This is a genomic window from Cognatundibacterium crateris (genome assembly GCF_010078235.1).
In the GTDB taxonomy this organism is placed as follows: domain Bacteria; phylum Pseudomonadota; class Gammaproteobacteria; order Burkholderiales; family Burkholderiaceae_D; genus Undibacterium; species Undibacterium crateris.
Genome location: NZ_JAABOS010000005.1, coordinates 215,592 through 239,544 on the forward strand (window position 1 = coordinate 215,592; position 23,953 = coordinate 239,544).

The following is a 23,953-nucleotide window of genomic DNA, read 5'->3' on the forward strand; positions in this document are numbered from 1 at the left end:
ATCAACAAGCAATATGAATCGGCCAGACTGAGTGCTGATGCGCCTGCTGGCAGCAAAATGCCTGCAAACCCAGGCGTACTGCGGACTTGATAAAAAGGAGAGGGCGATGCAAAGCAGAGCGATCAGGAAGTTATTGCATTCCAAGTGGACAGCGCAGCAAGTGGTGGACAAGCAAAAGCATTTCATCGTGACGAAGCTGATAGAGCCGGAATGTCCGGATGCTCCGGTCAGCGAAGTGGAGATAGAAGCGGTCATGACTAAGCGCTTGCGCATTATCCCATGGCGTGAACTGGATAATCCCTTGCAATGGAAAAGAGGCTGGTGATGGATCAACACATACTGAAGAGTTTTCCTCCCGGTTTTCGCGTGCTGATACTGGGAGCATCTGGTGGCATAGGCGCTGCATTTGCCGAGCAGCTCAGCGCACAGCCTGCTTGTGGCGCGGTGCATGTGCTACACCGGCACAGCGAGCCTGCCTTAGACTTTGCTGATGAAGCCAGTATCGCTGCAGCTGCTGCCAGCATGCGCGCACATGGCCCCTTTCATCTGATCATCAATGCGGCCGGTCTGCTGCACAGCACTGACTTCATGCCTGAGAAAAAACTCGGCGACCTGCATTATGCGCAATTGATGGCGACCTTTCAGGTGAATACTTTTGGGCCTGCGCTGGTATTGCGTCATTTTTCCGGCTTGCTCGATACCCAGCGTGCGGTGATGGTGATGTTATCGGCCAAGGTCGGTAGCATAGAGGATAACCGGCTCGGTGGCTGGTACAGCTATCGTGCCTCCAAAGCTGCGCTGAATATGCTGATCAAGACCGCCGCGATAGAACTCAAACGCAGCCAGCCTGCGACGGTGTTACTGGCCATGCATCCGGGTACGGTGACGACCCGTTTGTCGCTACCTTTCCGTGGTGGGAGTGCGGCCCGGCCAGCAAGGCAGGCAGCGCAGGAAATGCTGGCGGTGATCGATCAGAAAATGCCAGCCGACAGTGGCAGCTTCGTCACTTACAGTAATGAGAATTTACCCTGGTAGTTTATTGCGTCACCAGGCGGTAACCAACTCCGGTTTCAGTCAGAAAGTAGCGCGGTTGAGCGGGTTCGGCTTCCAGCTTCTGGCGTAAGTTGGCCATGTAAATACGCAAATAATGGCTGCTTTCTGCATGGCCGGGGCCCCATACTTCTTTCAGCAATTGCTGATGCGTGAGCACCTTACCTGCATTCCTGGCCAGTACCGATAACAGGCGATACTCTATCGGACTCAGATGTACCGCAACGCCAGCCCGTGCCACCGTGCGCAAGGCAAAGTCGACACTGACATCACCAAATTCAAACCGGGCTTCCTGTTGCGCATTGGCGGGCTGACGCCGCCGCAAATGCGCACGTATGCGTGCAATCAGTTCAGCTGCACCAAATGGTTTGCTCAGATAATCATCGGCACCGGCATCCAGCGCCGCTACTTTTTCGTGTTCCTGGGTGCGCGCTGACAGCACGATCACCGGGACTTCACTCCAGCTGCGGATATCGCGTATCACATCCAGTCCATTCATGTCGGGCAGCCCCAGATCGACGATCAGCAAATCCGGTTTGCGGGTGGCGCAGCTGATCAGACCCTGCTTAGCGGTTTCACTCTCAAATACGGTCATGCCTTCAGCCTCGAGCGCAGTGCTGAGAAAGCGCCGTATCTGTTTTTCATCCTCAATCAGGACGATATGAATTTTTGCGTCACTCATTCCAGTTCATCTTCTATCATCGGTGGCAGTGGCGGCGCATTTCCCAGTGGCAGGGAAACCGTGAATTGCGCGCCACCATCTGGCCGGTTGGACGCTACGATTTTTCCGCTATGCGCGAGCACAATACTCTCACAAATCGCCAGCCCCAGACCTACACCCGGGCTGGCCGCTTCCAGTTCGCCGCGGGTAAATTTTTCAAAAATATTGACGCCTGCCGGCAATCCGGGACCATCATCCAGCATACTCAGATGCACAAATTCTGTATCTGCCTGCGCAGTGATCTGAATTTGAGTGCGGCCGTATTTTGCCGCGTTTTCTAAAAGATTGCACAGTACACGCTCCATTAGCACCGCGTCAAAGTACAGCAACGGTAAGTCCGCCGGTATCGCGGTTTTGAGTACATGGCCTTGCAAACTGTGCTGACAGGCGCGCAATGCGCTGCCGACCACTTCTTCCAAAGGTTGCCATTGCTGGTTCAGCGTGACTTTACCCGATTGCAGCCGCGCCATGTCCAGCAAATTGACCACCAGTCCGCTCATGCGCAGCGCTTCATCATGGATAGCCAGACTCAATTCGGCGCGTTTAGGCGGCGCTAAATCAGCTTGCTCATGCAGCGTGCTGGCCAGACCCACGATGGCCGTCAGTGGGGTACGCAGGTCATGCGAGATCGCCGATAATAAGGCATTGCGCATACGTTCTGCTTCCATGCTGATTAAGGCATCCTGCGCCACCTCGACATAATGCACGCGCTCCAGCGCCAGCGCAATTTGCGCGGCAAAGGTATCGAGTAACTGCTGCTGCTCAGGCTGGAAAATCTGTCGCGTATCCTTAGGTGCGATTGCCAGCACGCCGCGCGTGCGCATCGGTGCACGCAGAGGCAGATATAAGACCGCATTCGAGGGCAGGGTCTGGGTACCCAGACCGGCTGCCTGATGATGGTCGTAAACCCATTGCGCAACGCTGGTATCGACAGTGCTGAGCAGCATAGTCTGCATAGGATCTGGCTGACCGGTTTCAGCCAGCGGCTGGCGGATTTTGTCATGACTATCCGGCAGCAGGATGGCGACTCGGGCTTGGAAAACGGGTGCCAGATGATTGACACCGATTTCGATAATCTGTTCCACCATCAGGGCACCGGACAAGGCTTTGCTCATGGTGTACAGCGCATCGGCACGGCGTTCCCGGTACAGCGCAACCTGGGCCTGAAAGCGCAGATTGGTCATCAGTTTGCTGATGGTCAGTGACACTGCCAGCATGATTGCGAAGGTGAACAGATACTGGCTGTCGCTGACGCTGAAGGAAAAACGCGGCGACACAAAAAAATAATCGAAGCTCGCCACGCTGAGTAAAGAGGCGAGTACTGAGGCGCTGCGTCCAAAACGCAGTGCAACGAATACCACGGCCAGCAAATACAGCATCACCACATTCGCGAGGTCAAATACCTGGGTCAGGCCTGCGCTCAGCAGCGTCGCAGTCATGCATACCGCGATGGTCCACAGATAGGCTGACAGTGGCGTACGCTGGCTTTGATCCAGATCGATATGATTACTCTCAGCATGCGCTGCACTGTCTTGCACGCTAAGCTCATGGCCTACCATCACCACATCAATATCGGTGCTGCGGCTGGCCAGTTCATCCGCCAGGCTGGTGCGCAGCAGGCGGGTCCAGGCCGGACGCAAGGATTTGCCTATCACCAGTTTCGATACATTACGGCTGCGCGCATAACTCAGCAGCAGCGTGGCCAGATTGTCGCCTGCCAGTGTGGTGGTTTCAGCACCCAGTTCCTGCGCCAGTTTCAGCGCCTTCAATATGGCATCTTGTTGTCCCGCCTTGCGTTGAGCCAGTTTCGGCGTTTCGACATAAACCGCAATCCAGTCGGCACGCAGGCTGGCCGCCAGTCGTGCGGCACCGCGTACCAGCTTACTGGCGCTGGCATCTGGCCCGATACAGACCAGCAGCCTTTCTTTCGCTTGCCAGACCTGATGAATGGCCTGATCAGCGCGGTAGTCGCGCATCTGCACGTCGACCTGATCGGCAGTACGGCGCAGTGCCAGCTCGCGTAAAGCGATCAGATTGCCTTTGCGGAAAAAGTTTTTAGCGGCACGCTGGGCCTGCTGTTCGAGATAGACTTTACCTTCTTTTAAACGGCGCAGTAATTCGTCCGGTGGCAAATCGACCAGCGTGATTTCATCGGCCAGATCAAAAAATTTATCGGGCACGGTTTCCCACACCCGGATGCCCGTGATCTGTCCCACCACATCATTCAGCGTCTCCAGATGTTGAACATTGACGGTGGTGTACACATCGATGCCTGCAGCCAGTAGTTCTTCCACATCCTGCCAGCGCTTGGCATGGCGTGAACCTGCTACATTGGAATGCGCCAGTTCATCAACCAACAGCAAATCCGGCTGGCGCTGTAGCGCGCCATCCAGGTCGAATTCTGAGAGTACTCTGTCCTTGTATAGAATTTGTTGCGAAGGCAGGACTTCAAGCTCATGCGTCATCTGGATGGTATCTTGTCTGCCATGGGTTTCAACGATGCCAATCACGACATCGACCCCTTTTTGTTTTTGCAGATGCGCAGCATTCAGCATTGCATAAGTCTTACCCACCCCGGCACAGGCGCCGAAAAAAATCTTTAAGTGACCACGCTGCTGTTTTGCGTCTTCACGCTGTATCTTGTCCAGCAAGGCGTCCGGGTCGGGGCGGTAATCGTTCATCGTTATTTTTTCGCTTATTTCTTCGCTTATTTGTTCAATTATTTCTTGATTTGATCAAGTGCGAGATTCAGTTCCAGCACATTCACACGTGCTTCGCCCAGAATACCGAATTGTGCAGACTCTGTGTGCTTTTCCACTAAAGCACGCAGCTGTTTCTGGCTGAGGTCACGTATCCGCGCTACCCGCGCTAACTGATATTCGGCAGCAGCCGGGCTGATGTGCGGGTCCAGACCACTGGCGGAAGCGGTGACCAGATCGACCGGGACCGGACGGGTATTACCCGGATCGGCATCGTGCAAAGCTTTGATACGCTCTTCCAACGCAGCTTTCAAGGCCGGGTTGGTCGGACCCTGATTGGCACCGCCGGAAGCCAGGCCGTTATAAGAAAACGTGCCACTGGCCGATGGACGGCTCCAGAAATACCTGGGATCGCTAAAGCTTTGGCCTATCAGTTTCGAACCGAGCAGCTTGCCGTCTTTCTGTATCAGGCTGCCGCTGGCTTGCTCAGGGTAGGCGATTTTACCGACGCCAGTGACGGCCAAAGGATAGAGTATGCCGGTGATGGCGCTCAGTACGATGAAAGAGCCGATTAAGGGACGCAGAATTTTCATAACTAGACTCCTTTTAAACCAGACCGAGTACGGTCAGGATGATATCGATAAGCTTAATGCCGATAAACGGAACCAGCAGACCGCCCAGACCATAGACCAGCAAATTGCGGCGCAACAGGATATCCGCGCCTAGCGGACGATATTTGACGCCTTTTAATGCCAATGGAATCAGAAACACGATGATCAGCGCATTGAAGATCACCGCCGACATGATGGCGCTGGCCGGGCTGCTCAGCTGCATCAGATTCAGTGCGTTCAGTTGCGGATATGTAGTCGCAAACGCAGCCGGTATAATCGCAAAATACTTAGCCACATCGTTAGCGATACTAAAGGTAGTCAGCGAGCCGCGTGTCATCAGCATTTGCTTACCGATTTCAACGATTTCGATCAGCTTGGTCGGATTCGAATCCAGATCGACCATATTGCCGGCTTCCTTGGCTGCCTGAGTACCGCTGTTCATCGCGACTGCTACGTCGGCTTGCGCCAGCGCCGGTGCATCATTGGTACCATCGCCGGTCATCGCGACCAGTTTGCCATCAGCCTGATGTGAGCGTATCAGTTTCAGTTTGTCTTCCGGGGTCGCTTCTGCCAGGAAGTCATCGACACCGGCTTCGGCTGCAATGGCGGCTGCGGTCAGGCGGTTGTCACCGGTGATCATGATGGTTTTAATCCCCATTTTGCGCAGTTCCGCAAAACGTTCTTTGATACCGCCTTTGACGATGTCTTTCAGCTCTATCACGCCCATCACGCGTTGATCGTCGGTCACGACTAATGGCGTACTGCCTTGACGCGAAACCTGATCAACGATGTCGAGTACCGCTTGCGGGAATTGCAGGCCGGTTTCAGTGAACGCTTTACGCATGGCGTCGACCGAGCCTTTGCGAATTTTGCGCACGCTACCGTTTTGCGTGAGATCGACGCCGCTCATGCGGGTCTGAGCAGTGAAAGGAATGAACTCGGCGCCCAGCGACTGTATATCTCTTTCACGCAGCTGGAATTTGTTTTTTGCGAGTATCACGATGCTGCGGCCTTCCGGTGTTTCATCCGCCAGCGAAGACAATTGCGCGGCATCGGCCAGTTGCTCTTCCGAGACACCAGAGGCCGGATGAAACGCAGAAGCCTGGCGATTGCCCAGCGTGATGGTGCCGGTTTTGTCGAGCAACAGCACGTCGACATCGCCTGCAGCTTCCACAGCACGACCGGAGGTGGCGATCACATTTGCCTGCATCATGCGGCTCATACCTGCCACACCGATCGCTGACAGCAAACCACCTATCGTCGTCGGAATCAGGCACACCAGCAAAGCGACCAGTACTGTGATCGTGACTGGCATGCCTGCACCGGATGCTTCCACGCTGAACAGCGAGAAAGGCAGCAGGGTGACAGTCGCCAGCAGGAATACGATAGTCAAGGCCACCAGCAATATCGTCAATGCGATTTCATTCGGGGTTTTTTGACGTTTTGCACCTTCCACCATCGCGATCATGCGGTCGAGAAAAGCTTCACCCGGATTGACTGTCACTTTGACGATGATCCAGTCTGACAGTACGCGGGTGCCGCCAGTGACCGCACTGAAATCGCCACCGGATTCGCGTATTACAGGTGCCGATTCGCCGGTAATGGCAGATTCATCGACCGATGCCACGCCTTCGACCACTTCGCCGTCAGCAGGAATCACATCATTCGCTTCAACCAGGATGAAGTCGCCTTTACGCAGGCTGGAACCATTGACCAGGATTTGCGTCGCGTTACGCTGAGCGGTCTGCATTTTTTTTGCCCGGACATCCTGTTTTGCACTGCGCAGTGATTCTGCCTGTGCTTTGCTGCGGCCTTCTGCCAATGCTTCTGCGAAATTAGCAAACAAGACGGTGAACCACAGCCACAGGCAGATGGCGAGTATAAAGCCAGCCGGTGCTTCGCCTTGGCTCAGGAAGGCTTGCACGGTCAGTGCGGTGGTGAGCAGGCTGCCGATATACACCACAAACATCACCGGATTTCTCATCTGGACTTGCGGTTGCAGTTTGCGGAAAGCATCGACAATAGCTGGTTTTACAATGCTGGAATTTAGCAAGGACAGCTCGATTTTATGGCTCATTTTCTTCTTTCTAAACGAGAGACTTCTGCATATTCAAAGTGATGAATAACACTCCTGTTTTCTTCCCTGCGCAGCGCTGGCGATGACGCCTTTGCTCTGCACAGGGAAGCACGGGACAGTGTTGTGCAGTTCTCTTATTGGGCGATCATGATCAGGTGTTCGACGATAGGACCCAAGGCCAGCGCCGGAATATAAGTCAGTGCACCAACGATGACCACTGTGCCTAGTAACAGACTCACAAATAAAGGGCCGTGGGTAGGCAAGGTGCCTGCTGTTGCTGCCAGACGTTTCTTGGCTGCGAGAGAGCCGGCTATGGCGAGGATGGGTACGATGATGCAGAAGCGTCCGAACCACATGGCAATCGCCAGCATCACGTTATAGAAGGGCGTGTTGGCAGACAGTCCGGCAAACGCACTGCCGTTGTTATTGGCTGCGGAGACAAAGGCATACAGAATTTCGCTAAAGCCGTGTGCGCCTGGATTGGCAATACCCGCCTTGCCATCCGCCACCAACACAGAGACAGCAGTCCCTGCCAGCACCAGCACAGGGCCGATCAGGATAGAGACGGCGATCATTTTCATTTCGTAGGCTTCGATTTTCTTACCCAGATATTCCGGTGTGCGACCTATCATCAGACCCGCGATAAAGACCGCCAGAATAGCGAAGATCAACATGCCATACATACCTGCGCCGACGCCACCGAACACCACTTCACCAAGCTGCATCAGGATCATTGGCACCATGCCACCCAGCGGTGTGTAGGAATCGTGCATGCTATTCACTGCGCCACAGGAAGCTGCCGTCGTGATGGTCGCAAACAAGCCGCTGGCTGCGATGCCGAAACGCGCTTCTTTGCCTTCCATATTGCCGCCAGCCTGAGACTGCAAGGCAGAGTCACTTGCTGACTGATCGACGCCTGACTTGCTGAACATGGGATTACCTTGCTGTTCGGCCGTGATCGCCACACCGGCCAGCGAAACAAACAAAATAGTCATGACTGCAAAAATCGCCCAGCCCTGACGCTGGTCGCCGACCATTTTCCCGAAAGTGATACACAGCGCTGCGGGAATCAGGAAGATCGCCAGCATTTCTAAAAAGTTCGACAACGGCGTCGGATTTTCAAAAGGATGGGCAGAGTTGGCATTGAAGAAGCCGCCACCATTGGTGCCCAGCATTTTGATCGCTTCTTGCGAAGCAACCGGACCCATAGGCAAGGTCTGGGTTGTGGTGCTTTGCGCTTCAGGCACAGCTTTGCCAGCAGCATCCAGCACTGGTGCACCGGTTGCATCGACTTTCGGCACGGTATAGTCGAGTTTTTCAAGCAGATCAGCCGTTTTGTAGGCATCGAAATTCTGAATCACACCCTGACTCATTAAACCAGTCGCCAATATAAAAGCAAGCGGCAGCAGTATGTACAAAGTGCCGCGAGTCAGATCAACCCAGAAGTTACCTATGCTTTGCATCGTATGACGTGCGAAACCACGTATCAAGGCGATCGTGACGGCAAGGCCGGTTGCTGCGGACAAGAAGTTTTGTACGCTCAAACCCAGCATCTGCGTCAGATAGCTCATTGTTGTTTCTGGCACATAGCTTTGCCAGTTAGTGTTGGCGACGAAGCTGACTGCGGTATTGAGTGAGGAATCTGCTGCGATGCCTGGCAAGGCCTGAGGATTCAGCGGCAGCACAAACTGCAGGCGTTGTAAGCCATACAGCACAAAGACACCGAGCACATTAAATGCGATCAGCGCGATCGCGTAGGGCTTCCACGCCATTTCTTGTTGCGCATCGATGCCGAAAATTTTATAGCAGAGTTTTTCCAGCGGCTGTAGCAGCCAGGACAGCGCATTTTTTTCTCCGCTCATCACTTTGGTGATGTAGAGCCCCAGCGGTACTGCGAGTAGCACGAGTACGCCCATATACAGGGCAATCTGGAAAAAGGCAGAGTGATTCATTTTAAAATGCCTCCGGTTTCAACAAGGCATACACCAGGTAAATCAATAGAAGCAGCGCGACAATGGCGCCGACAACATGAAACAGGCTCATGCTTTGCCTCCCAGGCGGTTACAGCCCTGAACCAGGGCGAAACTGGCGACTGCAAATAGCAGCAGATAGCCGAGATATAAAAAATCCATATGAACTCCAACGAGAATGGCTGAGTCATTACGATAGAGATTTCGGGGTAAAGATGTCGTATAGCTTGTGCAAAGCGGTGTAAAAATTGTGTAAACGCGTGGTCGGGCTGCAGAGTGTAGGGGCTTGTCGGGAGAATGGATTTTCTTAGGCCGGAATAAAAAAACGGGTGTTAGACTGAGGTCCGGACACCCGTTGACGCCGTGGCGACAGCGCGCTTGAGACACTTAGTTTTAATCAGTCACTCAGAACGTTTTACTGACGCTGACGACCAGGCTGTGCTTGCCCATGAATTTGCCATTGGCTGGCGAGGCGTAAAAACTTTTATCTGCATTAGTGCCAATGGCGGCGAGGCTGAATGTCATGCCACCCAGCAGATTGACATCCTGACTGAGTCCGATTTTGTAATCGCTGTAGGTGGCTGCGCTGGCATTGATACCCTGAACTTTCTGGTAGCCCGCATGCAGATTCAGTGTCAGGCCTTCACGCAGTACGATATTTGCACCGAGGTCGAGGTAGCCGCTGTTTTTGCTATCGACGATACCGAACAAGGGGGTGAGGGCATGTGAATACTTGAGGTAGGCTGGACCGTAATTGAGCTGACCATACAGCTCCAGGGTATTCGCATCTTTCAATCCCACCTGATCCAGTTTGTTACCAGCATACACATAGCCCAGTACGCCCACATCGTAGCTCAGGTCCTGACTGAGTTGCCCTTTTTTACCCGCATACACATCCCATTCCAGCGGTGTGCTGCCAGCGCCTGGCGTATCTTTAATCCATTTAATCGTCGATAACCAGGTGCCTGCATACAGACCTGTCGGCGTGTGGCTGAGATCGGCACCGCCTTGCAGTGCAGGGCCCTGGCGGGTCTGTGAGATGCCGCGGTAACGGTAATCACTGGTCAGGCTGGCATTGAAACTCAGATCCAGATCAGGTTTTGCTTCCTGCGCCCATGCGGCAGAAGTGCTGAGGGCTGCGCTGCTCAGCAGCAAGGCGGCGTACAGTTTATTTTTCTTCATGTGAATTCCTTGATGGCGTTCGCCGGAATAGCGAACGGAACGCACAAGAGAATACGCAGCCGCGCATAAAAACAGTGCAAAGACCATTTATGCGAGTATTAAGAAACTGTAAAAATGCAGCAGATTTGCTGTGTACTGAATGTTGAATTACGCGGAAGGGAAGGGAAGTTGAAAACTGCTGCTGTCAGCCGCATCGCTAACAACAGCAGTTATCCGAACACCGCCTCAAGGCGGTGTTCAGAAGCAGTGTTCAGGTGCGGGGAAGCTTTGCGCTTTGACTGCCTGCACATAGGCGCTGACGGCCGCATCGATACTGGTCTGACCTTCCATGAAGTTCTTCACGAAGCGCGCTTTACGGCCGGGGAAGACGCCGAGCAAATCATGCATGACCAATACCTGACCAGAGCAATCCACACCCGCACCTATACCTATGGTGGGAATATGCAGCGAGTCAGTGACTTCTTTACCGAGTGTGGCCGGGATGGCTTCCAGTACCAGCAGGCTGGCTCCCGCTTCTTGCACAGCAAGTGCTTCAGTCTTCAGTAATTCCGCTGCGGCGCTGGTTTTACCCTGCACTTTATAGCCACCCAGCTGATGTACCGATTGCGGTGTCAGACCCAGATGGGCGCACACCGGTATCGCGCGTTCAGTCAGGAAGCGTATGGTCGGCAACAACCAGGTTCCGCCTTCCAGTTTCACCATTTGTGCACCGGCACGTATCAGGCGCGCGGCATTCTCAAAGGCGGATTCCGGGGTGGCATAGGCACCGAACGGCAAGTCGGCCACGACCAGCGCCTTTTGATTGCCACGTGCGACAGACGCGGTGTGGTACACCATGTCATCCACCGTCACCGGCAGTGTGGAATCATGACCCTGACTGACCATACCCAGTGAATCGCCGATGAGCAAGATCTCAACACCGCAGCGATCCATCAGCGCTGCGAAGCTGGCGTCATAGCAGGTCAGCATGGTGATTTTTTCTCCCTGCTCACGCATGGTCATCAGACCCGGGATACTGACCGCTTTGCGGTCTTGCAGATATTCCGCCATTTTCTTCTCCAAAGGATGTTACTTTGTTGCTTAAGGATTTGTGGGCTGCTTCAGCGACGGTAGCGTTGGTAATTTCGTCGACTATTTCGTCAGTTTTTTTATTAAAACAAGCTCAGCAGCGGTCCCGTTTGTTTATCGCTGTGGCAAACGGAAAATAATCTGTTGTGCCACCGCGGGCAAATAATCCGCGGCAGCTCCGCGCCCTGGTATCTGTACTTCAGCCGCGATTTCACACAGCGGCAGCAATACAAACGCGCGTTCCGTCATACGCGGATGGGGCAGCTGTAAATTGGCACTATCCAGTATCAGCTCACTGTACAACAGAATATCCAGGTCCAGCGTGCGCGGCGCATTGCGATATGGACGCTCGCGCCCGAAATCCGCTTCTATGGCCTGAATCGCAGTTAATAAATCCTGTGCAGACAAGCCGGTATGCAGCGCCGCCACCGCATTCACATAATCATCACCGCTGGAGTCGACCGGTGCGCTGCTGTACAGCGATGAGACTTGCAGTAAACGCGTTTGCGGCAGTTGCGCTAAACGTTCGGCGGCAGCCAGCACGGTGTCGGCTGCCTGCCCGAGATTAGCGCCCAGCGCAATGTAAGTCAGTTCCATTTAAACCAGTTCCATTACTCTTGTGCTGCTGCGGTTTTCTTAGGGCCGCGGCGACGTGGTTTGCGTTTTTTTACGCCGCCCGCTGCGACTGCTGTACGTGGTTTAGTGTTGATCAGGCGTTCGCGCGTTTCGGCGTCGCCTTCGATAAATTCGGTCCACCAGGTGCCGGTTTCTTCGTCCAGTTCACCCGAAGCACAACGCAGCAGCAGGAAGTCATAGCCGGCACGCAGACGCTGATGTTCCAGCATTTTGTAAGGGGTCTTGCCTATGCGTTTTTCGAAACGCGGCTGCATGGCCCAGATATCACGCATATCGGCTGCCACTTTGCGCTGAATCGCGAGCGCATCAGTCTGACGGTTCAGTACATCATCGGCTGCCAGATGTAAGGCCGGAATCGGGAATTCACCGGCTGCTTTATAGGCTTCCCATTTTTCCAGCACCTGATGCCACAGCAGTGAAGCAAACAGGAAGCTAGGAGAGACCGTCTTTCCTTGCTGTACGCGTGCATCGGTATTGGCCAGTGCCAGCGTCACGAATTTTTCGCCCATAGGCTGTTCCAGTACCACGTCCAGCAAAGGCATCAGACCATGATGCAAGCCTTCTTTGCGCAATTGCTGCAGACAGGCCATGGCGTGGCCGCTGGTCAGCAGCTTGAGCATTTCATCAAACACGCGTGCAGCAGGAACATTGTTGATCAATGGTGCCATTACCGCGATTGGAGCGCGGGTCGCATCATCAATCTGGAATTGCAGCTTGGCCGCAAAGCGGACTACGCGCAGCATGCGTACCGGATCTTCACGGTAGCGCTCTTCCGGTACGCCGATAATGCGCAGGGATTTTTTACGGATATCCTTGATGCCGCCGTGATAGTCGAGCACCGTTTGCGAAGCCGGATCGTAATACATGGCATTGATGCTGAAGTCGCGGCGCGCCGCATCTTCGTGCTGCTCGCCGAAGGTATTGTCACGCAAAACGCGTCCATGTTCATCGGTCAGCGCGGCTTTATCGGAAGGGCCACGGAAGGTGGTCACCTCCAGCAAATCCTGGCCAAACATCACATGCACGATCTGGAAGCGGCGACCGATAATGAAAGCGCGCCGGAACAGACGTTTAACCTGTTCCGGGGTCGCATTGGTCGCGATATCAAAGTCTTTAGGCTTGACACCGGTCAGCAGGTCGCGCACCGCACCACCGACGATGAAGGCCTTAAAGCCATTATCCTGCAGCGTTTGCGTAACCCGGATCGCATTGGCAGAAACCAGTTGCGGATTGATGCCATGGTCTTTGGCACTCAGTATCACAGGCGTGGCATGGTCGCTGGCCAGATGGCCGGATTTTTTAACGCCGAGGATTTTTCGTATAAATTTCTTGATCATTGTTTCTCAAACAGCTGGAGTAGAGGCCAGGTTTTCGCCAGTGCATGGGCCCGCAGCTTATCGTTGGGGTTGGTTGCGACCGGGTGGGTCACTGCCTCGAGTAAGGGAATATCGTTATGGGAGTCGCTGTAAAAATAGCTGCTGCCAAAATCACTGAGTTGTTTTTCTTGTAGTGCCAGCCAATTCTGTAAATGGATCACTTTTCCTGCCCCTGAGCTCGGGACACCGATCAGCTTTCCGGTGATGTTATTGTTGGTATCTGTTTCAGGTTCTGCTGCGAGCAAATGCTCTACACCCAGCGCACGCGCGATTGGTGCCGTCACAAAGCGATTTGTCGCCGTAATAATTGCAATCAGATCGCCCTGATCCTGATGTTTTTTCAGTAAATCATAAGCGACTGGTAACAGCGCAGGCTGTATCACTTCCTGCATGAACTGCGCATGCAGCGCATCCAGCTGCGATCTGGGAAAGCGCGCCAGCGTCCCGAGCGCAAATTCCAGGTATTCGACTGCGTCCAGCGTGCCAGCCTGGTACTGTGCGAAAAAGTCGGCATTGCGACGTGCAAATTCTTGCGCATCGACAGCACCGACGCGGCACAGAAACTGTCCCCACTCATAATCAGAGTCGATAGGAATCAGGGTGTGGTCAAGATCAAACAGGGCGATGTCAGCGGGTTTCATGGTCGTGTCCAGGGCTGTTGTTGCAGCATCAGTTCGCGCAATAAGGGCAGGGTAATAGGGCGTTTGGTGACCAGCGAATAATGATCCAGCTGATCCAGCATAGCCGTCAGCGAGCTCATGTCACGTTGATAGTGCGTAATCAGATAGGGTATCACGCCAGCGGAAATCTGTATGCCACGCGCATGTGCCGCACGTTCCAGTGCATCGATTTTGTCTTCGTCAGTCAGACCATGTAACTGATAAATCAAGCCCCAGCCAAAGCGGGTGCGCAAGTCATCGCGCATGCTGAGTATCATAGGCGGATGATTGCCAGCCGCGACCAGAAAGCCGCCGCGTGCGCGGGCCTCATTAAACAAATTGAATGCGGCAATCTGATTTAGCGGTGACAGATGTTCACAGTCATCCAGCAGATACAGGCTGACGGCGTCGCTGAAGTCAAACGCGCTTTCGGGCGCATTGGCTGGTATGTAACGTGAATCCGGATGATCGGCCAGCGCATGCAGTAAATGGGTTTTTCCAGCGCCAGGCTCACCCCAGATGTAGACCGAGCGCTCGCCGTATTGGCTGGCAATACGCTGCGAGAACAGTCCCAGTAATTGTGCGAGCTCGGCATTCTGTCCCACCACAAAGGTGGCCAGGGATGGCAGCTTTTGCGCGTCCAGATCGAGAAGTAATTGCTTCATGACTGACTGTAAAAAGTACTGTTCAGGTAAGAGCTGCGCAAATGGCGTACTGCGACCGAAATGATCGCTGATGCGGGCAGCGCAACCAGAATACCGATAAATCCGAATAGCTGACCAAATGCCATCAGCGCAAAAATCACGGTCAGCGGATGCAGACCGATGCGCTCACCAACCAGGCGTGGTGTGAGTATGAAAGACTCCAGCAACTGACCTACGCCGTAAATGATGGCGACAGCGATCAGACCTTGCAAACCATCAAATTGCAAGACCGCGCCTATCAGCGCCAGCGCCAGTCCGAGGCCGTAACCTATGTAGGGAATAAACACCAGAAAGCCAGTGATGATACCGACCGGTATCGCCAGGTCAAAACGGGCAATCGACAACGCAATCGAGTAATAGGCGGCTAACACCAGCATCACCAGTATCTGCCCGCGCAGATATTGGGCCAGCAAATCATCCACCTCCAGTAAGCCTGAGGTGGTGGCGCTAACCCAGCGGCGTGGAATGAAGTGTGACAGCCGATGTAGCAAGGCATGCCAGTCCAGCAGCAGATAAAACAGCACGATGGGGATCAGCAGTAAGTTAGCCAGCATCCCAAGAACAGCAGTACCGCCGACTTTAATCGAAGACAGTACCGCTTTGCCGATGACATCACCACTACCGGCCAGCTGCTCAGTCAGCAAGTCTTTAATGCCAGCGCTATCGAGGCGGATATTAAAGCCATGTGCTGCCAGTAAAGGCGATAAAGTCTGGTCGAATTTATCAAAAAAGCGTGGAATCTGCGCCTGTAACTGTGGAATTTCCTTTTGCAGGATAGGCACGATCACCAGCACCATGGCCAGCACCGCCGCGATCAGCAGCAATATGGTGATGCTGGCAGCCATAGGACGTGGCAGTGACCATTTCTTAATCCGCCAGGCGCTTAATTTATCGACCCAGGGATTGAGCACATAGGCCAGTATCCCGGAGACCACAAACGGCATCAGCACCGGACCCAGTAAAGCCAGCAAGACTACCAGTGCCAGCGCGACGCTGAGCCAAAGTAGTGACTGTTTCTGCTCTGTGGACAAAGGTATCAGCATATTCAGGACGGGAACCCCAGGATTAGTTAAGCTTTTGTTATGCATTGACCGAAAATCAGGTCAAGGCGCAGTCGTTTTGTTAAAATAGCGTTTTTGCCGGTGTTTTCTGGCAATTTCTCTATTTTACCGCCTCAAGCCCCTACTGACGAATATCATGAGCACTTCTACCCCTGTTTCTCTCTCTTACGCCGACGCCGGTGTCGATATGGTTGCCGGTGATGCACTGGTCGACGCGATCAAACCATTTGCAAAACGTACCATGCGCGAAGGCGTAATGGCTGGCATCGGTGGTTTTGGTGCGATGTTCGAAATCAGTAAAAAGTACAAGGAACCAGTCCTGGTTTCTGGTACAGATGGCGTCGGTACCAAGCTGAAACTCGCGTTTCATCTGAATAAACATGACACCGTCGGTATTGATCTGGTCGCAATGAGTGTTAACGATATTTTGGTTCAGGGTGCTGAACCTTTATTTTTTCTGGACTACTTCGCTTGCGGCAAACTGGATGTGGCCGCAGCGACGGACGTCATCAAAGGTGTGGCTTTCGGTTGCGAGCAGGCTGGCTGTGCACTGATCGGTGGCGAAACCGCAGAAATGCCTTCTATGTATCCGGATGGCGAATATGATCTGGCTGGTTTTGCAGTCGGTGCAGTAGAAAAATCCAAAATCATCGATGGCAGCAAAATTCAGCCGGGTGACGTGATCCTGGGTCTGGCTTCTTCCGGCATTCATTCCAATGGATTCTCTCTGGTACGCAAGATTATCGAAGTGGCTAATCCTGATCTGAATGCTGATTTCGATGGCCGTACTTTGGGCGATGCGCTGATGGCGCCGACCCGTATTTATGTCAAACCTTTGCTGGCGCTGATGGAAACGCTGGAAGTGAAGGGCATGGCGCACATTACCGGTGGTGGTCTGGTCGAAAACGTACCACGTGTCTTGGGCGACAAATTGACTGCAGTATTGCATAAAGATGCGTGGCCCTTGCCTCCGTTGTTCTCCTGGCTGCAGCAGCACGGCGGCGTGGCGGATGCTGAAATGCACCGCGTATTCAACTGCGGTATCGGCATGGTCGTTATCGTTTCTCAGGAAAATGCGCAGGCAGCAATGGAGCAATTAAGCGCCGCTGGTGAAACGGTATTCCGCATCGGTGAAATCCGTGCGCGTGACGGTAATGAGCATCCGACTATCGTGGTCTGAGCTGAATAGAGTGTTGAACAAAAAGCCTTGTCCGTGGACAAGGCTTTTTTATTGCTGCTGCGAGAAACAGTCAGGTAGCTAAATAAGGAGATATTGAGATATCCGTGTTTTTTAATTTCAAATTTATCTAAATGGAAACAAAGCTACTGTAAATAGGTGTTTTATTCAATATTGTAAATTTCATACAGTTAAGAAAACTTTTTTTACAATTAATATTCTTAGTCGTAGAATTCGCGGGCGGTAGTGGTATTTGATTAACGTACTTGAGAATGGTGTTCTATGAAGCAATATGGCGTAACTCTGGGCTTACTGGCTTTGCTGACTGCATGCGGCGGTGGCGGCGGTGGTGGTGGCACGGATATTGGCGGTCTGCCGTCTTCTGAGTCATTGGCAAATTTGTGTGCCAACCCGCGTGCGGGTAGTGTTGATCGTCAGGGCACGATGGATAATGAAAAAGCCTTCCTGCGTTCTTTTGTTGATGAGACTTATCTCTGGTACAAAGATGTGCCAACGAATCTGAATCCAGCCAGCTATGCCAATCCTCAGCTGTATTTTGATGTACTGAAAACGACAGCAAAAACAGCATCGGGTGTAGCGGTAGATCAATTCCACTGGTCACAAACCACCGAATCCTATGAGGCTTCTTCCTCCGGTATTTCGCAAGACTATGGTATTCAATGGGGGCGCCAAAGTAATTCACCTCCACGCAACTGGGTGGTTATTGAAGTTGCCGCTGGCTCTCCGGCTGCAACGGCGGGCATTAAGCGTGGCGATAAACTGACCTCAGTTGATGGTGTCAATTTTGTGACTGACAATTCGACGGCAGGTATTGCTACACTGAATGAAGGTTTGTTTCCGACTAAACTGCTGGCGCATAAGCTGGGCTTCAACGGGCAGGCCGAAATTAGTATGACGCCTGCCACTTATAGCATCGCTACCGTTAAAAACACTAAAGTTATTCCTACAGTTAATGGCAATGTGGGCTACTTTATATTCGATACGCATATCGCGAAGTCTGAGAATGAATTGATCTCAGCCATCAATACGCTGAAGAACGCAGGCGTGCAGGATCTGGTCATCGATCTGCGCTATAACGGTGGCGGATTGCTGTATATCGCGAGTCAGTTGTCATACATGATTGCTGGCCCGGCTCAGACTGGTGGCAAGATATTTGAACTGATGAGCTATAACGATAAGCTGACAGCGAATAATAAGAAATATCCTTTCTACGATACCACGAGTGGTAATGCTTCTTTGCCGACTCTGGGGTTGAAACACGTTACCTTGCTGGTCAGCCAGGGTACAGCTTCTGCGAGTGAGTCGATTATCAATGGCTTGCGCGGCGCGGATGTGGCGGTGGATCTGATTGGCGATACCACACGTGGTAAGCCGTATGGTTTTGTGCCGCAATCTAACTGCGGCTATACCTATTTTGCGATTCAGTTCAAGGGCGTGAACAATAAGGGCTTTGGGGATTACGCGGATGGTTTTGCGCCAACTTGCAAAGTGGCTGATGATTTGACTAAAGCGCGCGGTGATATCACTGAAGGTATGTTGCGGACTGCACTCGGCTATCGTCAGACAGGCGCTTGCCCAGTTGTGGCTTCTGTGCCGGATGGTATTCGCGCCTTGCCAGCGTTGGAACAGTCTTATGAGTTAGTGCGTCCAGCCAGTCAGGAAATGCGCATCGTCACACCGATGCCACGCTCATAATGAAAGTCTGGAAACTAAGTTTTCTGCTAAGTCTGTCCGCCTGTCAATTGACAGGTGCGGCGGGCTTGCAGCCAGCTGTATTGACACAGCCAGGGACAGCGTCTTCTCAGGAATTACGTCGCGTCATTATTGAGTTAAGCGGTTTTTCCAGTGTGATACTGGCTGAGGACGATCTGACACGTAGCAGTGAATTAGTGATAGAGCGGCGTCATCAGTATCGTCCCAATGGTGACCTGATACAGGGGCGCGATCTGGAGCCACCGCAGCGTTTTCGTTTGCTGCAAAGCGGCGCACAGTGCTGGCTGCTGCATCTGAATTCTGGCCAACAACGACAATTGCAAGGCCTTTCCTGCAGGCCAGTGACAGCAGCATCCGCAGTCAGTCCGACAAAATCTGAGTGAGGCTTTCATGAAGCGCTGTGCCTGGGCCAATTCCGCCAATCCACTTTATCTGGATTACCATGATCATGAGTGGGGCGTGCCCTGTCACGATGAATTACGCTTGTTTGAAATGCTCAATCTGGAGGGAGCGCAGGCGGGACTGAGTTGGGAAACCGTGCTGAATAAACGCGAAAGCTATCGCCTTGCTTTTGATGGCTGGGATGCCAGAAAAATCGCCGCCTACGATGCACAAAAAGTGGCATCTTTGCTGGCTAATCCCGGCATCATTCGGAATAAACTCAAAGTCGCTGCAGTGATTACGAATGCGCAGGCCTATCTGCGTCTATCTGAAGAAACTGGCGGGCTTGATGCGTATCTATGGAGATATGTCGGTGGTGTACCCATCGTCAATACGGGTGAGCGCATTATCACCACAGCTTTATCAGATCAGATTTCCAAAGATCTCAAAAAGCGTGGTTTCAAATTTGTCGGTTCCACGATCATTTATGCTTATATGCAGGCAATCGGCATGGTGCAGGACCATGCTGCGGATTGTGACTGGCGCCGCAGCTGACCATTCCGGAACAGCCGTTGGTTCAGGTGTGTTTTTTACTTCAGCTTGCGATTGACCATGACAGGCTTGCAGTGGGGTTTATCGGTATTCAGTAATGGATGCGCATCGGTCTCTCCACTAGGATGCCATCCCGGTGCTTCTATGCCTTCGAACACGTGTTTCAATTGCTGGCCCCAGCGATCGCGTATCATCTGAAAATAGGAATTCTTTTCATCGATGGTCGTGAAGCGGGTGACTTGCAGGCTGCCTGTTTCATACACCAGTAAATCCAGCGGCAGGCCGACCGAAATATTTGAACGCAAGGTCGAGTCCATGGAAATCAACGCACACTTTGCCGCATCATCCAGAGTTGTTTCCGGATTGACGACGCGATCGATAATCGGTTTGCCATATTTGGCCTCACCGATCTGGAAATAGGTATTTTCATCATGCGCTTCGATGAAATTGCCGGCAGCATAAATCTGAAACAGACGGCAACGCTCGCCCTGTATCTGGCCACCAAAAATCAAACTGACATTGAAATCTATACCGAAGCCGGACAGAGACTGGGCATCACGCTCATGAACACGTTTGACAGTTTCACCGAGTATTCTTGCCGCTTCATACATATTCGGCGCGTTCCAAATAGTATGACCATTGGCATCTTCGTACTCAGAAAGCAGTTCGCGTACTGATTGCGAAATCGACAGATTACCGGCTGTCATCAGCACCATCATGCGCTCGCCAGGTGTTTCAAAAACAGACATTTTGCGGAAGGTGCCGATATGATCGACACCCGCATTGGTTCTGGAGTCTGACAAAAAAACCAGCCCGGCGTTAAGGCGCATGCCTACACAGTAAGTCATAGTTACGGAGGAGTTCTGAAAAGAAATCGATTTTACCCCAAGCAAGTCTCAGGGGATGCCAATATTTAAGTCAGGGAAGGTGTGAAATTGTTAAGCAAAAGGCATGGTGCAGCATGCTGTGCAGACGCATGATGGAAAGCAGGCAGTCTGGCCCAGCGTCAGTGCATCCTCCTGTCATTGCGCTTGGTAGCATGAACAAGCATAGATGCTAAACAGTAGCCTGGGTCTGAACGCTAACACTGACGGACAGGCTTTCATTGCCACCGCCGCGCCTCACACCACGCACTGGTGAGGCCGATTCATAATCGCGACCTATCGCAAGACGACAGTAGGCATCATTCATCAGTCGTGCATGGGTGACATCAATGCTGACCCAGCCCGCGTAGTCATGCTGTTCCACCCAGACATCGACCCAGGCATGACTTTCTGCGTGGTCGCTGGACTCCGGGTCGATGTAACCTGATACATAGCGCGCAGGTATGCCTTGTACATGGCAGCAGGCCAGGAAAATATGTGCATGATCCTGACAAACGCCGCTGCCCTGAGTCAGCGCTTCGCTGGCAGTGCTGGTGACGATGGTGCTGCCGGACAGATAGCTGACTGTGCGTTGTATGGCACTGGCCAGTTGCAGTGCCTGTTGCGTATCACAACGCTCAGGCTGCAGGTTACTGCGCGCGAAATCCAGTAAGTGTTCGCTGGACGCCGTTAGCCGGGTCGGTACAGTGAAAATCAAAGGTGACAGTTCAGCATGGTCTGCAATCCTGCCCTGCAAGGGAGCACTGACCTCAACCACACCTTGCGCCAGAATGTTGATGTCGGTATGCGCGCCGGTCACTACCAGTAATTCAGAAAGATTGTGATAGGCATCCTGAAATGCCTGGTGCTTGCCCGGGCTGTTAATCTCCCAATGCAGGATTTTCTGCTGCGCTTCTAATCTTGGGCGCAGCCGAAGCTGCTGTATCGTATAGCCGGAAGGCGACGAGTAATGGTAAGTCGTGCGGTGTTGGATGGCGAGTTGCATGCGCTTAGTGTCCGGTCGTCAGACGGTGGGAACCAGAAAATCACGGCTGATCCGGTTTCCGAGTTCAAAAATACGTTCTAAAAAAGTCGTCAGCGTGGCATGAAGTCCTGTTTGCAGGATATCTTCAATATTGGCGAATTTCAAATCGGCGTGTAATTTTCCGGCAAATTTTTCTGTGTCGAGTGAGGCGTCGTTACGGATCTCAGTCAGACTGGCAATGACTTCATCCATGCAGGCCAGTAAGGATCGTGGCATATCGGGACGTAACATGAGTAATTCGGCGACACGCTCAGGCGTAATCACATCGCGGTAAACTTTGCGGTAAATTTCAAAGCCTGAGACTGAGCGCAATAATGCGGCCCAATAGTAAAAGTCTCTTTGCATAGGATCGATGCCGGCAACCGCATCCTTGGAACCATGAAATTTGACATCCAGAATACGTGCGGTATTGTCTGCGCGCTCAAGGAAAGTACCCAGGCGCAGAAAATTTACCGCTTCATCGCGCAACATGGTGCCGACGATAACACCCCGTGACAAGTGCGAGCGGAATTTCACCCATTCAAAAAACTGGCTGGGATCTTTTTCCAGCTTGCCACGAGCCAGCTTATCTTGCATCGATAACCAGGTCGCATTTTGAGTTTCCCAAACTTCGGTGGTTAAAGTGCCGCGTACGGCGCGTGCATTTTCGCGTGCTTCATTCAGGCAGGCCGCGATCGATGAAGGATTCATCGGGTCGCGTACCATGAAATCCAGCACATCGCGTTTGTTCAATAAGCCATATTGATGATCGAAGGCTTCCTGTAATTCTGAAATGCCCAGCATGGCGCGCCAGCCTTGCTCTGCATCTTGCGCGCTTTGTGGCAGCATGGAAGTCTGGATATTCACATCCAGCATCCTTGCTGTGTTTTCAGCACGTTCAGTGTAACGGGCCATCCAGAATAAGTGATCGGCGGTACGGCTCAGCATAGGTTTCTCCCTTTATTTTTCCAGTACCCAGGTATCTTTGGTTCCGCCGCCTTGCGAGGAATTCACTACCAGCGAACCCTCTTGTAAGGCAACCCGGGTCAGACCACCCGGCACCATGGAAATCTGTTTGCCGGAAAGCACAAACGGGCGTAAATCGATATGGCGTGGTGCGATTCCCTGATCAACAAAGGTAGGGCAGGCGGACAAGGCCAGGGTAGGTTGTGCGATATAGGCTTCAGGTTTTGCCAGTATGCGTTGCCGGAAATCTTCTATCTGTTGCTGACTGGAGGCTGGCCCGACTAACATGCCATAGCCACCTGCGCCGTGCACTTCTTTGACCACCAGTTGCGGCAGATTTGCCAGCGTATAGGACAGGTCGGCAGGTTTGCGGCACTGATAAGTCGGCACATTGTTGAGGATGGCGTCTTCAGACAAATAAAAACGTATCATGTCCGGTACAAACGGATAGATCGATTTGTCATCAGCCACGCCGGTACCTATCGCATTGGCCAGACTGACACGGCCAGCACGATATACCGCCAGTAAGCCCGGCACGCCCAGTGAGGAATCAGCGCGGAAGGCCAAAGGATCAAGAAAATCATCATCGACGCGGCGGTAAATCACATCCACCCGCTTAGGCCCGCGAGTGGTGCGCATATACACCGCATTATCATTGACGAATAAATCCTGACCTTCCACCAGTTCCACGCCCATTTGCTGTGCCAGGAAAGCATGCTCGAAGTAAGCGGAGTTATACATGCCAGGTGTCATGACGACTACCGTAGGATCATCGACACCGGTGGGTGCCACTGAGCGCAGATTGTCAAGCAGCATGTCCGGATAATGGTCGACAGGGGCCACCTTGTTCTGCGCAAACAGCTCAGGAAACAGGCGCATCATCATCTTGCGGTCTTCCAGCATGTAAGACACGCCTGAGGGCACACGCAGATTATCCTCCAGTACATAGAACTCGCCTTCACCGGCGCGCACGATGTCTACCCCGGCGATATGGGCATAGATATCAGACGCGACTTTGATGCCTTGCATCTCAGGCCGGTATTGCGCATTTTTATAAATTTGCTCGGCCGGAATGACGCCGGCTTTGATAATGCGTTGTTCATGATAGATGTCATGAATAAACATATTCAAGGCCTGCACACGTTGTGCCAGGCCGCGTTGCAGATGACTCCATTCATGCGCAGGGATAACCCGAGGGATGATGTCGAAAGGAATTAAACGTTCGGTACCGGCATCGTCACCATAGACTGCAAACGTAATACCGACCCGGCGGAAACTGAGATCTGCTTCGGCACGCTGACGTTGCAAATGTTCACCAGTTTGTTTTGCCAACCATTGTGCATAGCGCTGATAATGTTCTCTGGTTGACGCTGGGGAACAGTCATCTCCGGCATGCATCTCATTATAAAATCTGGCCATTTTTTCTCCCCACAAAGACGCGT

General features: G+C 52.7%; 24 protein-coding genes. 6 read left to right on the forward strand and 18 right to left on the reverse strand.

Going from position 1 to position 23,953, the window contains the following annotated elements:
• Positions 1-106 precede the first annotated feature (106 nt).
• Both EYB48_RS11645 and EYB48_RS11650 read left to right on the forward strand, forming a co-directional pair.
• Positions 107-325, forward strand: a complete 219-nt coding sequence (locus tag EYB48_RS11645) for a TIGR02450 family Trp-rich protein (protein ID WP_162020518.1) — start codon at positions 107-109, stop codon at positions 323-325.
• Positions 325-1,035: an SDR family NAD(P)-dependent oxidoreductase gene (locus EYB48_RS11650; protein WP_162020519.1), complete on the forward strand. Its 711-nt coding sequence runs from the start codon at positions 325-327 to the stop codon at positions 1,033-1,035. The genes EYB48_RS11645 and EYB48_RS11650 overlap by 1 nt, the downstream gene beginning before the upstream one ends.
• Position 1,036: 1 nt before the next feature.
• Here EYB48_RS11650 and kdpE read toward each other — a convergent pair whose 3' ends face one another.
• From kdpE to EYB48_RS11715, 14 genes are all read right to left on the reverse strand, one after another.
• Positions 1,037-1,732, reverse strand: a complete 696-nt coding sequence (gene kdpE, locus EYB48_RS11655) for a two-component system response regulator KdpE (protein ID WP_162020520.1) — start codon at positions 1,730-1,732, stop codon at positions 1,037-1,039.
• Positions 1,729-4,452: a DUF4118 domain-containing protein gene (locus EYB48_RS11660; RefSeq protein ID WP_162020521.1), complete on the reverse strand. Its 2,724-nt coding sequence runs from the start codon at positions 4,450-4,452 to the stop codon at positions 1,729-1,731. Before EYB48_RS11660 ends, kdpE begins: the two co-directional genes overlap by 4 nt.
• A gap of 38 nt (positions 4,453-4,490) precedes the next feature.
• Positions 4,491-5,063, reverse strand: a complete 573-nt coding sequence (kdpC, locus tag EYB48_RS11665; protein WP_162020522.1) for a potassium-transporting ATPase subunit KdpC — start codon at positions 5,061-5,063, stop codon at positions 4,491-4,493.
• A gap of 13 nt (positions 5,064-5,076) precedes the next feature.
• Complete coding sequence (gene kdpB / locus EYB48_RS11670; RefSeq protein WP_162020523.1) at positions 5,077-7,158, reverse strand: potassium-transporting ATPase subunit KdpB; 2,082 nt, start codon at positions 7,156-7,158, stop codon at positions 5,077-5,079.
• Positions 7,159-7,292: 134 nt separating this feature from the next.
• Positions 7,293-9,110, reverse strand: coding sequence for a potassium-transporting ATPase subunit KdpA (gene kdpA / locus EYB48_RS11675; protein WP_162020524.1), 1,818 nt, complete (start codon positions 9,108-9,110; stop codon positions 7,293-7,295).
• A 1-nt stretch (position 9,111) separates the two neighbouring features.
• On the reverse strand, positions 9,112-9,201 hold the full coding sequence (gene kdpF / locus EYB48_RS11680) for a K(+)-transporting ATPase subunit F (RefSeq protein WP_162020525.1): 90 nt from the start codon (positions 9,199-9,201) through the stop codon (positions 9,112-9,114).
• Entirely contained in the window at positions 9,198-9,290 is a 93-nt protein-coding gene (locus EYB48_RS19070; RefSeq protein WP_202927763.1) for a potassium ABC transporter ATPase, read from the reverse strand. Before EYB48_RS19070 ends, kdpF begins: the two co-directional genes overlap by 4 nt.
• Before the next feature lie 243 nt (positions 9,291-9,533).
• The gene (locus EYB48_RS11685) at positions 9,534-10,310 is read right to left on the reverse strand and encodes a TorF family putative porin (protein ID WP_162020526.1); all 777 of its coding nucleotides are present in this window, start codon (positions 10,308-10,310) and stop codon (positions 9,534-9,536) included.
• A gap of 237 nt (positions 10,311-10,547) precedes the next feature.
• Entirely contained in the window at positions 10,548-11,360 is an 813-nt protein-coding gene (panB, locus tag EYB48_RS11690; protein ID WP_162020527.1) for a 3-methyl-2-oxobutanoate hydroxymethyltransferase, read from the reverse strand.
• A 132-nt stretch (positions 11,361-11,492) separates the two neighbouring features.
• Positions 11,493-11,975: a 2-amino-4-hydroxy-6-hydroxymethyldihydropteridine diphosphokinase gene (gene folK, locus EYB48_RS11695; protein ID WP_162020528.1), complete on the reverse strand. Its 483-nt coding sequence runs from the start codon at positions 11,973-11,975 to the stop codon at positions 11,493-11,495.
• A 14-nt stretch (positions 11,976-11,989) separates the two neighbouring features.
• Positions 11,990-13,351 carry a polynucleotide adenylyltransferase PcnB gene (gene pcnB, locus EYB48_RS11700; RefSeq protein WP_162020529.1) on the reverse strand — a complete coding sequence of 454 codons (1,362 nt, stop codon included), beginning with the start codon at positions 13,349-13,351 and terminating at the stop codon, positions 11,990-11,992.
• A complete protein-coding gene (locus EYB48_RS11705; RefSeq protein ID WP_162020530.1) occupies positions 13,348-14,031 on the reverse strand; it encodes a histidinol-phosphatase in 684 nt (227 codons plus the stop codon). The genes pcnB and EYB48_RS11705 overlap by 4 nt, the downstream gene beginning before the upstream one ends.
• Positions 14,028-14,714, reverse strand: coding sequence for a DnaA regulatory inactivator Hda (gene hda, locus EYB48_RS11710; RefSeq protein WP_162020531.1), 687 nt, complete (start codon positions 14,712-14,714; stop codon positions 14,028-14,030). Before hda ends, EYB48_RS11705 begins: the two co-directional genes overlap by 4 nt.
• Positions 14,711-15,796, reverse strand: a complete 1,086-nt coding sequence (locus EYB48_RS11715; protein WP_162020605.1) for an AI-2E family transporter — start codon at positions 15,794-15,796, stop codon at positions 14,711-14,713. Before EYB48_RS11715 ends, hda begins: the two co-directional genes overlap by 4 nt.
• Before the next feature lie 154 nt (positions 15,797-15,950).
• Between EYB48_RS11715 and purM the strand changes: the two genes are divergently transcribed.
• The 4 genes from purM to EYB48_RS11735 all read left to right on the forward strand — a co-directional run bounded on the left by purM (position 15,951) and on the right by EYB48_RS11735 (position 19,661).
• On the forward strand, positions 15,951-16,994 hold the full coding sequence (gene purM, locus EYB48_RS11720) for a phosphoribosylformylglycinamidine cyclo-ligase (protein WP_162020532.1): 1,044 nt from the start codon (positions 15,951-15,953) through the stop codon (positions 16,992-16,994).
• Positions 16,995-17,273: 279 nt separating this feature from the next.
• Entirely contained in the window at positions 17,274-18,707 is a 1,434-nt protein-coding gene (locus EYB48_RS11725) for a S41 family peptidase (protein WP_162020533.1), read from the forward strand.
• Positions 18,707-19,108 (forward strand): hypothetical protein, encoded by a 402-nt coding sequence (locus tag EYB48_RS11730; RefSeq protein WP_162020534.1) that lies wholly within the window; start codon positions 18,707-18,709, stop codon positions 19,106-19,108. Before EYB48_RS11725 ends, EYB48_RS11730 begins: the two co-directional genes overlap by 1 nt.
• Before the next feature lie 7 nt (positions 19,109-19,115).
• On the forward strand, positions 19,116-19,661 hold the full coding sequence (locus EYB48_RS11735; RefSeq protein ID WP_162020535.1) for a DNA-3-methyladenine glycosylase I: 546 nt from the start codon (positions 19,116-19,118) through the stop codon (positions 19,659-19,661).
• Between the two features lie 35 nt (positions 19,662-19,696).
• Here the strand turns inward: EYB48_RS11735 and EYB48_RS11740 are convergent, their stop codons facing one another.
• The 4 genes from EYB48_RS11740 to EYB48_RS11755 all read right to left on the reverse strand — a co-directional run bounded on the left by EYB48_RS11740 (position 19,697) and on the right by EYB48_RS11755 (position 23,930).
• Positions 19,697-20,506: a proteasome-type protease gene (locus EYB48_RS11740; protein WP_235935075.1), complete on the reverse strand. Its 810-nt coding sequence runs from the start codon at positions 20,504-20,506 to the stop codon at positions 19,697-19,699.
• A gap of 208 nt (positions 20,507-20,714) precedes the next feature.
• Positions 20,715-21,527, reverse strand: a complete 813-nt coding sequence (locus EYB48_RS11745; RefSeq protein WP_162020536.1) for a transglutaminase family protein — start codon at positions 21,525-21,527, stop codon at positions 20,715-20,717.
• Positions 21,528-21,545: 18 nt separating this feature from the next.
• Positions 21,546-22,493 (reverse strand): alpha-E domain-containing protein, encoded by a 948-nt coding sequence (locus EYB48_RS11750; RefSeq protein WP_162020537.1) that lies wholly within the window; start codon positions 22,491-22,493, stop codon positions 21,546-21,548.
• 12 nt (positions 22,494-22,505) lie between these two features.
• Positions 22,506-23,930, reverse strand: a complete 1,425-nt coding sequence (locus EYB48_RS11755) for a circularly permuted type 2 ATP-grasp protein (protein WP_162020538.1) — start codon at positions 23,928-23,930, stop codon at positions 22,506-22,508.
• Positions 23,931-23,953: the final 23 nt, after the last annotated feature.